Origin of the sequence: Candidatus Thalassolituus haligoni, assembly GCF_041222825.1 — a bacterium.
Classification (GTDB): Bacteria; Pseudomonadota; Gammaproteobacteria; order Pseudomonadales; family Oceanobacteraceae; genus Oceanobacter; species Oceanobacter antarcticus.
The window spans coordinates 1,788,016-1,803,844 of sequence record NZ_CP139482.1 but is presented as its reverse complement, the minus strand read 5'-3'; the positions used below and the strand labels follow the sequence as shown (position 1 = coordinate 1,803,844).

At 55.2% G+C, this 15,829-nt stretch carries 8 protein-coding genes; 2 read left to right on the top strand and 6 right to left on the bottom strand.

Translation table 11 applies throughout. The features are described 5' to 3' along the window. Positions 1–77 precede the first annotated feature (77 nt). The 6 genes from SOJ49_RS08100 to recC all read right to left on the bottom strand — a co-directional run bounded on the left by SOJ49_RS08100 (position 78) and on the right by recC (position 14,175). Positions 78–734 (bottom strand): hypothetical protein, encoded by a 657-nt coding sequence (locus SOJ49_RS08100; RefSeq protein ID WP_369857717.1) that lies wholly within the window; start codon positions 732–734, stop codon positions 78–80. A gap of 30 nt (positions 735–764) precedes the next feature. Next, a complete protein-coding gene (locus tag SOJ49_RS08095) occupies positions 765–1,193 on the bottom strand; it encodes a roadblock/LC7 domain-containing protein (protein ID WP_369857716.1) in 429 nt (142 codons plus the stop codon). Positions 1,194–1,431: 238 nt separating this feature from the next. Continuing rightward, entirely contained in the window at positions 1,432–4,428 is a 2,997-nt protein-coding gene (locus SOJ49_RS08090) for a DUF748 domain-containing protein (RefSeq protein ID WP_369857715.1), read from the bottom strand. Positions 4,429–4,505: 77 nt separating this feature from the next. Then, positions 4,506–6,479 (bottom strand): exodeoxyribonuclease V subunit alpha, encoded by a 1,974-nt coding sequence (gene recD, locus SOJ49_RS08085; RefSeq protein WP_369857714.1) that lies wholly within the window; start codon positions 6,477–6,479, stop codon positions 4,506–4,508. Then, positions 6,476–10,426 (bottom strand): exodeoxyribonuclease V subunit beta, encoded by a 3,951-nt coding sequence (gene recB / locus SOJ49_RS08080; protein ID WP_369857713.1) that lies wholly within the window; start codon positions 10,424–10,426, stop codon positions 6,476–6,478. The genes recD and recB overlap by 4 nt, the downstream gene beginning before the upstream one ends. Next, complete coding sequence (gene recC, locus SOJ49_RS08075; RefSeq protein ID WP_369857712.1) at positions 10,423–14,175, bottom strand: exodeoxyribonuclease V subunit gamma; 3,753 nt, start codon at positions 14,173–14,175, stop codon at positions 10,423–10,425. Before recC ends, recB begins: the two co-directional genes overlap by 4 nt. Before the next feature lie 186 nt (positions 14,176–14,361). Here recC and SOJ49_RS08070 point away from each other — a divergent pair, with 186 nt between their 5' ends. Continuing rightward, entirely contained in the window at positions 14,362–15,048 is a 687-nt protein-coding gene (locus tag SOJ49_RS08070; protein WP_369857711.1) for a hypothetical protein, read from the top strand. Positions 15,049–15,384: 336 nt separating this feature from the next. After that, on the top strand, positions 15,385–15,810 hold the full coding sequence (locus SOJ49_RS08065; RefSeq protein WP_369857710.1) for an acyl-CoA thioesterase: 426 nt from the start codon (positions 15,385–15,387) through the stop codon (positions 15,808–15,810). The last annotated feature ends 19 nt before the right edge of the window (positions 15,811–15,829 follow it).

Below are 15,829 nucleotides of genomic sequence, written 5' to 3'. Positions count from 1 at the left end.
GGCAACAGTAATATAAAAAAACCGGTTCTGTCACCAGAACCGGTTTTTTTATTGATGATTTTTGCTGTTCGAAACCTTCAGAGTACAGCTTGCTGACCACCACCAAATCGACCCAACAACATTTTCACAATCCGCACGTAAGGGTGAGGTTTGAGTTCGATTTCAGCGACGACAGCACGATTCAGCACTTCAGCATAACCGCTGTACAAAGCAGCACTGTAAAACTGATACAACTCTTCCTTGGGCACAGACAATAATCGGGCTGCCACATCCAGTGTCGTTGGACGTGCGCTGAGCAAGGACGAAATACGATAAATATTGGGACTGGTATACAGACGCGTAAAGTTGGGCCATTGCCGCAACTGAATAACATCATCCTCACGACAGCCATCCAGCAGCCGTCCTCCAGACGATTGAAACGCCGCTTGCCAATAAAATTCACGAATATCACGACCACATTTTTCCACTTGAGAAATCAGTGGTGACGACTTCAAGCCACGTGCCCGATAAGCATCCGGAGCAGCAGCAAGCACCTCATCAAAGTCGATATTGTTAATCAGAAATCTGCCGGATCCTCCCAGCACAACCAGATACCGGTCGGTTGAACACAGGTAATCATCAGTATGGAAAAGCACCTGAATGTTCTTGCCAAACTGTACTGCCTTCTTGACCAGCCGATAGACACTGTCTTCCAGGTCGGTTGATCGCGCCCGTTGTTCCACCAATACCTTCATAAATGATCTCCGCCTTTACTGCTACTGCTATCAAGATGCATGCTGAACCGAGCCCGGGCTGTCCAGGCAACGCCGCAAGCGCACAGAGATCTGCCGTGTATCCAGCATCACCCGACCCAGATTAGAACTAGCGCCAGTTGCCACTGCCAATACAATCCCCTCACCCAATTCAGTCAGGTGCATAACACCAGCATCACCCAGCACCACCATTTGGCGGAATTCTCCGATACACATTTCATCTGTCGCCTTCTGGGCCAACATCAGTAACGATGCATTCATTGCAGCAAAGATGTCCTCATTGGTATCTTTATCAAGGGCGGCACCAAGCATTCTTCCCTCTCGGGTCATGACGGCTGCCGCCTTGGCGGATCCACGAGATGCTGACTGGCTAACAAACTGCTTCAGCGTATTTGCAATAGAGTTGGCTTCAGGATAATGGGGATCAATTTCAGGGAACATCGACAACCTCTCTTGGTTCCACTAAGCGCAATAACACTGCACTCTTTATGGTACCTTTAACGAAGTGCCAGCATATCACTGCCTGAATATCGCAGCCTGACACTGATCGCATTATTGACAACGGGAAATAAAGGAATCCCTACTTTGTGATGATATAGACACAAAAAATGTGAACCACTTCACATTTGTCTCACTCAAACCAAAACACTGAATCACCAAGACCAGCCACAGTGCTTCACTAAAATCCGAGCGCAACTTGGGGTGTCTCAGCCATAGCCGGATTACAAACGGAGACACGATCCCCCAGAGAATGTTTTTTCTCATCCTGCCGCTGCGCCAGATAAGCTTTGACGGATTGTCCCCTGGCAATCGCCAAGGCTTGCCAGCCTTCGCCCAGGGTGTTGGCTTCGCCACGACTGACCAGCGGGCATACCTGTAGCTCCAGCTCTGTTTTGCTGGCCATGATCGTGGCAACCTTGTCGAGGTAGGACTGATGGTCCGGACTGAGTGTGCTGTCCTGCTCGGCAAACGTCAGCGGATTAAGTCGTATGGCAAACAGCTGATCACTGGCAAGGGAAGCAATACTGATCAAGGTGCCATAGGGTTGAAAGGCCTGCTTCAGATAAAACAATGTGGCGGTTCTCACCGCCTTTTTGGTCACTTGCTGCAATACATCCTGAATGCCGATATCGGGATCATTCACTGCCCCCGTAAGCGGGACGTCGATTCTCAAATTGTTGTTATCGTCTTTCAGCACCGACAGCGCCGTTTCTAACGGCATCGAGATCTGCTTGCTGACACGATCAATGGTGTCCTGATCTTCCGGCTCGAAACGACTGTTCTGCAGTACCAACAGTGCCTTGCCCTTCATTTGTCCGTTAACAATATCGAGGTTGCTATCCAGTTTCAGCATGCCTTTCTGAACCTTGTAGCCCATTGCCTCAACCACATAGGGGCTGAAAGGAGGCAAATTCAGTTGACGCACGACCAACTTGAACTTGCCTTCTGGTAATCCCTGCCGCAACCCGGCATTCGCCGTAAATTCAATGCTGTTGTAGTCGTCCAGTCCAGCGCTCACCGACACAGGTACCGGTTTGCCAGTTTCGTTCAGCAAGGCAGCGGAATCCAGTTCACCGATACTGACTGCTTTCAGCGTCAGTGTACTTTTATGAGGTGGCGATACCGCCAAATCGTACCAGTAGATGCGGCTCGCCGATGGCTCTTCCGCACTTGCTTCCATCATGGTTACACCAGCGATATGAACCACCAAACCAGCCTCATCACTGGCCGACTCATCCATAACACCTTTGTTATTACCCGTGCTGCCCGTATTAATACTGCTTGTATTAGCCGCAACAGTTACCGCCGATGGTGATGGCAACCCGGCGATCAAACCATTTTCCAGCCGGGTCAGATGGGCTTGCAAGCCGGAGAATTGATGTACCCCGGTACTCAGGGTCTGGCCATCGAAGACAATCGACGGTACTTCATAACGCCCAAGACTGAACAACATCCCCTGCTTCCTGGCAATTGCATTGGCACTGTCGGGCAGCTGTAACGTCAAACCATTCACCACCAGCTGCTCCAGCGTCTGAACACTGCGATCAGCACGAATCCCGTTCAGGTTCAGCTCTTCCAGCGACACCGGCGGCTGGTTACCCACCACAGCATCGAAGTGTTTGAAGGTGACATCACCGGTCAATTCCGGATCACGCCGCCAGTCGTTGAGCGCCCCTTGCCAGCTAAAGATCAGTGGCTGCTTTAAATCGACTGGCTGCGGCTGACTGATATGCAACTCCGCCACTTGCAGAGAGCCTTGCAGATCAATGGGTAAATTTTCAGCGCTGTTTACCAGGCCAACGGTCATTTCATTGGCAGTGATACGAGCCTGTATACCGTCTTGCTGCCAACGCAGGTCAACATCATTGACGACGATGCCCTGCAACAACACCTCAAACTGGCGACTAACGGCGTTAGCACTGCTACTGGCATTGGTCGTCGTGGCCTGAGAATCAGCACTTGCTGGCGCTGCAGTCTCGTCCGCAGCTGCGGCGCTGGTGGGTAATTGCAACGGTAATCCGGCAATGTTGCCGTCATAGTAACGACCATCCAGCGATACACCGGCAATGGTCTGTTGCCCGACAGATAGCGTGATCCCATCAAACGCCAGTGTATTAGCCTGATATCGATTCAGGGCAAACAAGGTCACCGGTTCTGCTGTTGGGGTGACACTGGCATCGACGCGACTTTTAATACTGACGCCGTCGAGTTGGAATTGGCTCAAATTCTGTTGTTCTGCGTCGGCAACCAGCCCCTGCAGCTTCAGACTGCCAAACCCGGCCTGAGTCGTATCCAGCAACGTCAATGCTAATGGGCCGATAGCAAGATCACCGCTAACCCCCGGATCTGTATGCCAGTGCGTCAGGCGGCCTTGCCACTTCAGCAGCATCGGCTGATCCAGCGTCAGAGTTTGTGGTGTACCCGCAGGCAAGCCGGGTATCAGAGTGTTCAAATCCAGATCTGGCGCCAGGCTCTGCAATAATTGCTGGTTGCCGGACAGTCGATCCAGCGACAGGGTTGCTGCCAGTTCAATATCGTCATCCGTGCGGCTGTCAAAACCGCTTATATCGACGGAAGGCATACTCAGCTGAGTATCCAGGCCATCTTGCTGCCAGCCCAGTAACCAGTCTGTCAGACTGAGATTGCCCAGTCGAACAGCCCATGATGTTGATGCGGCGGTTGTCTGGCTGTTTTCAGTTGCCGTCTCAGCGCCGTTCGCTGCCAGCGGCAAAGAGAGTCCGGCCACCAGTAACTGATCCCCCTGACGGACAGCAGCAAGCCGTACCCCATCCAGTCGCAGCCGGGTAATATCAATCAGTTGGTGTTGAATCTGGCCAGTATCAATATCCAGCGTGAGCTGTCCGATACGGGTTGCTCCGGCACCCACTCCCGGATGTTGCAAGGTCACCCCGGTCAGGGTCAGTTCACCACTGATCACCGCCAACTGCCAGTCGGTCAACGTCAGTTGATAATCCTCACCCTGGTCGGCATACCATTGTTGCAACCAGGAAAGCGCCAGTGGCGGACCGGCAAAACGGATCAGCGGGATTGATAAAATCAGTAACACCAATAACAGCAGAAAAGAACGTCCCAGCCAGAACAGCCATCCCCGCGACACCGCTGTTGCAGAGGATGGGGATGAAGACCGGTTATTGGGTGACTTGCTGGCAGCCATGCTGTCTCCTGATAGTGCAAAAATAAGTTGCATACATTGTTACGTTGGTGCGCAGCCGCTGACCACCTGGCCTGTCACTATCCCCATAAAGCATCGCGTAAACCACTGGCCCTTTCGACCCGACTGGCCAGTCCCTGCTGCCAACAACTCTGACTGGTCAGCAAGACAAAGTGCTCACGTGCACGGGTAATGGCGGTGTATACCAGTTCCCGCGTGATCACCGCCTGCCAGACCGGAGGTAACAGCAGTTGCACAGCACGAAACTCTGAACCCTGGCTTTTATGGACTGTCATGGCGAAAGAAGTTTCATGACTGGGCAAACGACTGGGCAACAGCTGCCGGACACCACCATCAGCGGTCTGAAACACCACCCGCAGAGCACCACTGGCATCTGCCACCGTCACGCCGATATCACCGTTAAACAGACCGAGATCATAATCATTACGGGTAACCAGCACCGGCCTGCCAGAGTACCACAGGCTATCGAACGTACGCTTGAGCAGACCGGCACGGGTCAGCAATTCTTCAATGCGGGCATTGATTACCTCAACACCAAACGGCCCCTGCCGAGTCGCCACCAGCACCTGAAAATCATTAAACGCCGCCAGCATACGCTGGCTGTCCGCTGCCGCGACCGCTTCACAATAGTGGCGATAACCCTCAATCAGCACATCCTGCCATGGCTGGCTGCCGCCTACCGGCTCGCTGGTGTCGAGCGGATGCAGCAGTAACTCAATGTCGTCGTAGCGGGGAAACATATTCAACGCCGCAGTGACATCACCGCAGTTGGTCGCCGCCGCTAACTGACCAATGCCGCTGTTGGCATCAAAACGATGGGATATCTGCAGTTGCACCACGGCGTTAACCATTGGGTGGTGAGTGTCATCTGCCACGGAGTCGGGCCGACCAAGCGCCGGGTTATAACCACACAGGGATTCAACCTGCTGGCCAAAGTCGGTATCTGGCCAGTGGACAGCACCGGCATCACACAGATCAGCCAGTACACTGCCCGCTTCCACCGACGCCAGCTGATCCTTGTCGCCCAGTAACACCAGCCGTGCCGTCGGAGCCAGCGCACTCATCAGTTGATACATCATCGCCAGATCGATCATCGACGATTCATCCACCACCACACAGTCATACGGTAAATGCCGTTGTGGGCCAAAACGGAAGCCACCGGGGTGCCAGCCCAGTAACCGATGCAAGGTAAAGCTGACGTCCGGAATACGTTCTGCCATGGCAATACCACCCCGTAATTTGGCCGCCCGAATGGACTCGGTCATACGCGCTGCGGCCTTACCCGTAGGTGCGGCCAATGCAATGCGTAATGATGGCTGCAGCGTCAGCAAGGCACTCAGCAAACGCGTAACCGTGGTCGTTTTGCCAGTACCCGGGCCGCCGGTGATCACACTGAAATGTTGCAAGCAGGCGGTTGTCGCCGCCATTGCCTGCCAGTCGTGCTGGCCATCAAGCTGACGCGGGAACAGCGTCGTCAATGCTTGCCGTAAATCAGGCTGCTGCACACTCTGCTCCGCTGACAGATCCAGACGCCCCTTGATTTGCTGCTCCAAGCCACTTTGATAGAAAAAATACCGCGCCAGGTAGACACGTAATACCGGTTTACCCGCCACCTGTCGCTGCTCCAGCACCAGAGGCTGACCCTGATAAGCATCGGCCACCAACGTCTCGTCGTCACACGGACACCACCAGCAACCCTGACAAGAACGTAGCCAGTCGCGCCAATGTTCGATAACTGGCCAGCTGGCCGCCAGTTCCGGCAGCGGCGCGTGATCCAGTGGCAAACACACTTGTCCCCGGCCCAGTACCACCGACACCAACGCTGCAGCCAGATACAAGGCCTGCGCCTGCTCCGGCGGGCACTGTCCTTCGTACTCCAGCAGTTGCCGACTGAGTTGCTGATCAATCTCCCGCAGTCGCCCGGAATCCCTTAACCGCACCAGTAGCGGTGACAAGGATGTCCGCGCTGTTAATGGTGCCAGCACCGGTACCAGCCGACGCCCAGACGCAGACTCATGGATAACAGTGATCATAAATCCAGTTCTCCCTGAATCTGTTGTTGCGGAAGTGGTGTCGACAGCTGGCGTTCCTGAACCTCTGCCCGCTCCTGAACCTCTGCCACCCCGGTCTGACGCAGCAGCCGCTGCTGCCAGCGTTGCAGTGCTTGCGGATCGATGGCGCGAAAATAAACGCCGGGACACGGGTCAGATGGATGACCAGCACCAGCAACCGTCTTAGGGCCCATGCCCCGCAAAAACAGGTAATACACGCCACCGAGGTGACGCTGTGGCGCATAGTCCGGTAGCCGCTGCCGCAAAAACTGATCCAGTGCCAGGGTATAAATCCAGGCCTGCAAATCATAATGATGCTCCACCATGCTCTGCTGCAGCGCGGCTCCAGTGTAGTGTTGGGGCTGGTCGCCAAGATAATTCGATTTGTAATCCACCAGGTAATAACGCCCCTGGAAACAGAACATCAGGTCGATAAAGCCTTTCAGATAGCCCGTCACCGGGCTGAACTCCAGCCGTGGACGCCGGATACCTTCGACGTCGCGGTCGGATTCAATTAACAGGCTGTTGAGCTGCTCCGACCGCAACTCGCCAATCGGCAAGCAGAATTCCATTTCGTCCAGCCGTTGCTGTGACTCCAGCGCTGCCAGCGACAATCCCGACACTGCATCTAATGGTGTATTCACCACGCCAATCAGCCAGGCGGCCAGGCGGCCAGACAACGGCTGCTGAGCCTGGTTCTGACCATCGGTGGCGTCTGGTAACAAGCCAAAACGACTCAGCTCAGCGGGTAAAATGGTATCGGTCAGCGTCTCTCGGGTATGAAAATCCCATTGCTCCAGCACGCTGTGCAAACACGTACCGGCCTGGGCACCGCGGGGAAAGCTGATCGCCACCGATTCGGCAAAAGCCGTATCAAACAAGACCGGTGCTGACGACGGATTAACGTTAGTAGCGCTGCTGGACGGATTGCGGTTGGCTTCATCGAGGCGCAGATTATCAGCTTCCGCAAACCCCACCGGGTTGCCAGCGTCTGCCTCGGCAGCACTGGAATAGCCGGCTTCACTCGGCCCGGCGGCGTGATAACTCAGCGCCGTAAAACTGCTGACGCGCCACCACTGCTTCAGTCGGCGGGAAAAGTCCAGCGCCTGCGGCACACGAGTCGCGGCAGGCAACAGTGGCCGGTCACCGTCAGGCCAGCCCGGCCACTGGCTCATCTGAACCCTGTCACCAAGGTGCTGACCCAGTTGCTGATTCGCCGTCCCGGTCGTTTGCAGCAGCTCTCCCAGTGCCGAGGTATCCAGCAACCGGGTTTTCTTACTCATCGCCGCCGACAACCAGATAAAACAGCCCTGCACTGGTCGAGTCAGCGCCACGTATAACAACCGCATCATTTCTGCCTTACTGTCGCGGGTGGCCATCTCTCTGGCGTTTTTATCCGGATCCAGATTCACCACCACGCCCTGTTGCTCGTCGAAGTACTGCACCGACCGGGATCTGGGATTCAGAGCGTAACTGTCGCTCCAGAGAAAAGGCAGAAAGACCAGCGGATATTCCAGCCCCTTGGATTTGTGAATGGTGACAATCGACACCAGATTGGCGTCGGTTTCCAGCCGCAACTGGGCTTCATCACCACTGCTGGCTTCGTCCAGCACTTGTTCGGTAAACCAGCGCAGTAACGCCTGATGCCCACGCAAACGGCGACTGGCCTGCTGCAACAGTTCACCAAGATGCAACAGATTGGTCAGTATGCGTTCACCATCAACGAGCTGACGTAACCGCACCGCCCGGTCGTTATCGTTAAGCCAGCGCATCAGGCTGGCCATAATGCCATTGCGTAACCAGCAATCGTGGTAACCCTGAACCTGGGCCAGTTGTTGTTCCCAGGCGGCTTCCTCTACTAACAACTGGTGCAGCTGCTCACTGCGGTAGCCTTGCAGCGACGTCGCCAGCGCATTACGCACCGCCCGTTCGTTCGCCGGTTCGGCGATCGCGGCCAGCCAGCTCAGCAGCTCCGCCGCTTCCAGGCTGCGAAAGACCGAATGCCGCGACAGGAACACCGCTCCGACACCGGCTCGCGACAGGGCCTTTTTCATGATCTGGGCCTGTTTGTGACTGCGTACCAGCACCGCCATATCCCGCGCCAGTACCGGCTGATCGCCCAGCTGGCCGGTACCGGTCAATAATGCCCGAATACTGCTGGCACACTGCTGCGCACAACGCCAGACACCCTGATCGCGGTTTTCTTCCACCTCATCAAACCAGAGTTGCAGTGGTTGCGCTGGCACTGTGTCCCCGGCCAAAGTCAGCCGCAACGGCTGCTGATCTTCCTTGCCTGCGGCCTTGACTCGATGAAACGGAATATCGTCGTCGAAGACAAATGGCGCCGGATGCTCGGCAAACAGATCGTTAACTCCAGCAACCAGATCGCTATGACTGCGCCAGTTGGTATCCAGCGTAAAGATACGTTCCGGTTTCATCGCCCTGCGGGCTTCGATATAGGTAAAAATATCCGCTCCCCGAAAGGCATAAATGGCCTGCTTCGGGTCGCCAATGGCGGTCAGACCCCAGGCAGGCAGCGCAGCCGAGGCATGCTTATTGTTGCCGCCCTGATCTTCGTCAACGTGGCCCTGAGTGGCAGCCGGATCAGCCTTCAAAGTGGACGCACCAGCGGGATAATGAGCAGGATAAATAGTGGCAAAAATCCGGTATTGCAGCGGGTCAGTATCTTGAAATTCATCAATCAGGGCAACGGGATACAGGCTGCGAATCTGCTCTGCCAACGGTTGCCCCATCGGCCCACTCAGCGCCGTATCCAGTAACCGCAACAAGTCATCCGGAGACATCGCGCCAGCCTGCTCCAGCAACGCGATATAACGCTCCCGAACCTCACCAAACCAGACAACGGGTAACATCGAGCGCAGCTGTTGCAGCTGGGAAAGGTAGGGTTGCAGCGTTTCTACCAGTGCTTGTATCTGCTCGAACAGCGCGTGTTGCGGCGTTACGCCGTTCTTTTTGGTTTTCTCACGCAACATCCCGCTGCCAAAATGGCCGAGTTTGTCTGGCACATTGAACGAAAAGGGAGCGCTGAAGTACAAACCGATTTCCCGTATCCAGCCTGGCACCGAAGCCTTGCGATAGGAGTTGCCATTAAGATCCCCAGCCTGCAGCAGCTCCAGAATCTGCTGATCACCCAATTGCTGCCAAAGTTTGCCCACCTGCTCAAAGCAGCGTTCTGCATCGTGCCAGTGCTGCGGCAATAACACCTGGCCCGGCGCGGGTGAAGGAATAAAACAGGCGTCTGGCCGGGCAAACCAGTTGCGCACAGTCAACATCAGTTCGGCCGGTGTCGGAAACACCGCCGACAGCCATTCCGTTGCCAATACCTGCTGGTGATACAAGCCATTACGCCAGACATCCTCGCAGGCCTGGCGCAAATACTGATCAGCATCCAGCACCAGCTCGGCACTGAACATCACCCCGGTATCAAAGGCAAACTGCTTCAGCATGCGCTGGCAAAACCCATGAATGGTAAAAATACTGGCATCGTCCATGCGTGCCAGATTGGCCTGCAACCAGGTCGCCAGCGTTTGCAAGCCGGCATCATCCAGCCCCAGTTGCGCAACCCACTGGCCAAATAAATCATCATCAACGGGCTGGCCACCACGCATGCGCACGACATCTTCAAAATTATGACGGATACGCTCACGAATACGGCCACGCAACTCTTCGGTGGCGGCATTGGTAAAGGTCACCACCAACACCTGGTCACAGCTCAATTGCGCCAGACCCGTGTGATGCCCAATCAGCAAGCGACTGTAGAGACTGGCGATGGTGTAGGTTTTACCGGTGCCAGCACTGGCTTCGATCAACGACTGGCCCAGTAACGGAAAGGTGGATATATCCAGCGGATTCACCGTGGCCGTATCCGGGCTGACGGTGGCTACGGTGTTGGCGGGCGTATTGGTCATTGCTCATCCTCCAGCCGACGGTAATGTGCGACCAGCGGTTTCACCAGCCAGTCAAATCGTGCCAGCCACTCAGCTCGTTGCACTGGCTGTTCCAGCTGATCAGCCAGCGGCGGGAAACACCGCAGCATAGCCACCGACGCCAATTCACCGAATACCTGTTCGGCGGCTTTAGCCACCACATCCGCTTGCTCATCCTCTTCGGCCTGAACCAATTGCCAGAGCAAATCCGGCAACAATGGCTGAGGCTGGCACCAGCCACGTAAATAAAATGCCACGCAGGCCGCCAGAATTTCCCCGGCCTGTTGTTGTGACGGCGCCGTCAATTGGTGTCTCTCGACCTTCTTTTTACTGTCCAGGCCCAACACCAGCGTATGGGTAATGGCGTCGCCATGAACCCGTCGCGCCAATACCAGCTCCAGCCAGGCCGCCAATAGCTGTCTGCCGCGAATACCACCGGGTCGGTAACGGATCAACGTCGACCCGACACAATGGCCCAGCTCACCTTCGATTTGCCAGCACAGGGGAGAACTGGCGGGAAGCCGACCAGCTGCAAACAAACCGACCAGCTCATCAGCAGCCAGTTCAACCGGTGTTACCAGTGCTCGACTGGCAATAGCCGTTGTATCTGCACCAGCCTCTGCTGCGGTCTCTCGGGCAAGCCGTACCGCCTCGGTCAAAGGCAGCACCGAAGCCTGTAATTTTTGCGCCGTCAGTTGCCCCAACGCGTTCACCGGCAACTGGCCTAACGCCTGCAGACGCTCAAGGCGGCTGTTTTGGGCTTGCGGCTCTGGTTCTGACTCCGGTTCATGCGCCATGATTGTCTGCTCTCCCAACTGGCTGTCCAGCTCATCATTGCGATAAAGGTAGCGCTCCAGATGATCCAGTCCAAAGGGTTCTTCTGCCGGGTGATCTTGCCAGTAAGGCGTCAGGTTGGCGCGCAAGCGGCGCTTGAGAAAAAAATCCGCGTTGTTATTCAACGCACTGACTATATCCGTCAGCTCAATCGCCACTCGCTCACCCTCATGCAGCGGCAGCAATTCTTCGGGTAGCGGCAAGATGCTGGACAGAAAGTCGCTTTCGGCGGTTGATGGTGACAGCGGTTGATGACTGCCAGCCACCTTGGCCCACAGCGGATGGTAGCCAGTAATCCGATTGGCACTCATCGACTTGCTGACATTGGCAGCGGAGTCAGAATTGGTGGTATGGGCATCCAGCGGCAAATATACGCCAGCGCCAAAAGGTTGCAGCGGTATTTCTTCAATCAGCCACTGACGCATGGCACTGCGACTCTGCTGATGCGGTAATGACTGCTGCTGCGACAGGCAAAAGCTGTCGCATATATAGTCCACCAGTTCACTGACCAGTACCGAAGGCTGTTGCTCGTTGTTCTCCCGCACGCCATGGCCACGAAAGCTGATGTACAAGTGTTGCTGCGCTGAAGTCACTGCTTCCAGAAACAGATAACGGTCATCGTCGCGGCGCGAGCGGTCACCGAGACGGCGTTGGCCAGAAGCCAGCAAATCAAAACCGACCGGTGGTACCCGCCGGGGATAATCAACGTCGTTCATCCCCAGTAAGCACACGACTTTGAACGGAATCGAGCGCATCGGCATCAGCGTACAAAAATTCACCGGCCCGGCCAGAAAACGCTGCCAGCCACCTTGCTGCCCTAATTGTTCATTAAACCAGGCCCGCACCACTCGTCCGGACAGGGTGATGGCACTGGCACCACCATCTGTACCACCATCTGTACCACCATCTGTACCACCGTCCGCAGCTGACGGCGGGGTTGACGGTGATGCAGTTGTACCCGTATCGGTTGACGAACCCGCCACCACCGCGCTTTGTTCCAGCTCCTGCCGCCACAACATCAGCGCATCGCGCACCCGTTGCAGCGAACCGGCCTGCTGCTGTTGCTCCGCCAAACTGATGCCATCGGCGCGGCTGAAATCGGTACAAAAAAACTCATCCAGCAGCGCTGGCAAGTGGGTTAACCAATCGGCCGGATCTGTTAACTGGCCAAGGGTATGCTGCCAGTATTCCAGACCATCGACAAAACCCAGCAATTTACCAAGTAATTCTGCACCGGTGCCTTCGACCGCCGCAATCGGCCAGTCACCTTGCCAACCTGGTGTGTACTGACTACCGGGCAATATTTCTGGAATCATCAAGCCCAGCAATAACTGGCGTAATCCCTTGCGCCAGCTGTTTTGTTCAAACACCGGCAAGCCAAGACGGCCACGCTGCGCGCCATCCAGACCCCAGCGAATATTCGCTCGCGCCAGCCAGTCCTTAATGGTATCCAGCTCATTCTGGGCAATACCAAAACGGCCACGAATGGCCGCCACATCCAGCCAGTCTTGTACCTCAGTAATGGTCAGGCGACTTTCTGCCAACCCCAATAACGACAAGAAGGTTTCGATTAACGGGTTTTCCATCAATATCGACTGGTCGGCAATGGCCCAGGGGATTCGCAAACTATTGCCACCAACGGACTGATCGACACTGGCAAACACGGCATCGATATAAGGCGCGTACGCATCGATATCCGGCACCATCACCACCACATCACGGGGGTTCAACTCTGGATGGCGACTAAACCAGTTCAATAACTGATCGTGTAATCGCTGCACTTCACGTAGCGGGCTGTGGGCCGACACCAGCTTGAGGCTGTCGTCATCCGGCAGCACCACCTGTTTGAAACGACTGTGCTGCAATGCCTCGGCAGTAAATGCTGCCTGTTGGCGATCCTGCAATTCGAGAATATCGTGCTGTACGGATTGCAGCAGATTCATTTCATCTAACGACTGATCAGTATCAACCCAGGCTTCGACATCCAACGCCAGCTCGGTATCATGCACCAGTGTCAGAAAGTCACGTCCCAACTGACCCCAGCTGGCCAGTAGCGGATTGCCCCGATCGAGATAGGCCGCTGCTTCCGGTTGGCGCTGTAAAATTCGTAAGCGACGTCGATCATCAACAATATCGCCCCAGAAGTTACGGCACGGATTAAGCAGAAAAAAGTGCACTTCCACCACACTGGAAATAGCATCCAGCACCTGCCAGTAACTGCCTGGCAACGCCGCAATGCCGAATACAAACAGCCGTTTTGGCAAATCGGCCAGCCGTTCGGGATAACGGCGGACCAGCTCAGCCAACTGCTCCATCAACCGCGCCCGGTGAGCCAGGCTGTGACCCTGTTGCTCACTATCAGCCACCAGTGCCCGCCAAACCACCGGTTGCCACGGATGGCGACTGACATCGGCACCTTCGATCTGATTCTCACCGGCCTCCCAAGCCAGTAACCAATCCGGCCGATAGACCAGATACTGGTCAAACACATCGGCAATCGTCTGTGCCAGCTGATAACACTTGATGCCCTGCTCATCGTTATCGAGATAATGGGCAATCGCCTTGCACGGATGGTCATCATCTGCGCCAGCAACCAGGCCCGGCAGCAAGCGCATCAGTTTCCAGACCATCAATTGCTTGTCAAAATGGGAGCGTTCCGGCAGATCCGGCCGCAGCCGATTAAACACTTGCCAGATAAAACTGAACGGCAACGGAAACTCCAGCTGCGCTGACACCCCCAGACCTTCGGCGATGTTCAATTTGAGCCAATGTGCCATACCCTGACTTTGCACCAGAATCGCCTCCCGCTCGAAGGGCGACGGCGGGTTTTGCTGCATCAACGACAGCAAAATACCTTTCAGAACATCGAGATCATTGGAGTGGTAGAGTTTGAGCATGCAATCCGTTACCTGATGACCAACAAAAGTGTCATTCTAACAGGGACAGCCAGATTCACCGTCGGGCAAATTGCCTGCCACCTGACGGACGGTGCAGTCAGTTTGTTGGACGACTCGACAGCAACCTGATTGGCCATTATCTTCCCTGTCGCATTTTAATAACCAACCTCTCTTCAGGGATACGCCATGCCGAGCAGAATGGATGCCTATACCGAAAAACAGCGTGGGATCTATTACAACGCCTTCCGCCAGCCAATGGCACAACCTGAACTACAACTAACCGGGGCCAATCCACCAGCAGACAGTGGCCTGTTGCTGATATTACGCTACCCCGACGCCCTGACCCGGTTGCTGACCCAGGCCAGCACCGCCATCGGCGATGTTATTCCTGCCATTCCCTATGCCGCCGACAACCTGCATACCACCCTGGCAACCGGCAGCAAACTGACCCAAAGCACGGAAAACGAAGCCAATGCCCTGGAGATTCAGGTCAATAACTGGTTTATGAACCACGCTCTGCCGCTGGCACAAACCAGACTCGATCACATCTCTATCACCTTCACCGACTGGCTTTTCAACAGCAACACCCTGATTGCCGCCAGCAAAGCCAATGCCGGATTCTGGCAACTGGCCGAGCAACTGGTCGACAGCGCCAATCGGGCTGATATCGCACTGAGCATGCCCTGGGGCAGCCATATTACCGTCTCCCGTTTTCTCGCCGAACAACAATCGGCTGATAGTATTCGGGCAACCGTTCGGGGTTTGCCACCCCTACCCTGGACGCCCGTTTCACCCTGCGGTGTTGAACTGGTGCGTTTTCACTGTGATGCCCGAGGGTTTCGTTTTTTTCGCCGTGAAGACTGGTCTTGCTGATACTCATCAGGCTATCAGTGCCATGCAAAAAATCTGATAATTCAATGCGACATACGGTGTATATTCGCTCTCAAGCTGTAAACAGCATGACCGCAGTCACCCTCACCCAATCACAGGGTGACAACAGAAGGGTGCATCTGAAAATATAGCGCGCGATAAAAGGACAAGGCAAAAATCGACGAAAAAGCGCACGCTTGCGTTAGAGCGACGCAGGAAGCCAAAGCCGAGTGTATGAGTGATGCATGAGTATTTTGAGTCGATGTTTAACGCCGTCATGTCGAGCGCAATCATTTATAGATGTGCCCAGAACCATTCAGAACGGGGAAATATAACACCATGACAGAGGTTACCCGTGGTCGGCTGACCACTCGCACCATCGCCATGCCAAGCGACACCAATCCTGCCGGAGATATCTTCGGAGGCTGGGTACTCTCCCAAATGGACATCGCAGCCGGTATTTGTGCCGGTCAGCGCGCACAAGGGCGCGTGGTGACCGTCGCCGTTGACAGCATGAGTTTTATTCGTCCCGTCAAGGTCGGCGATATACTCGGCGTCTACACCGAAGTGGCCCACAGCGGCCGTACTTCCATGAAAATACACGTCGAAGCCTGGGTACGCCGTGGGCGCATAGGACAACGAGAAAAAGTCACCGAAGCGACGTTTAAATTTGTCTCTATTGACGACGACGGCGCACCAACGCCTATTCCGGATGAAAAAGACCTGCCCAAATACGTATTGGAAAACGGCAACTGCGAATTCTGATTTTTTGCGTCTTGTTTGT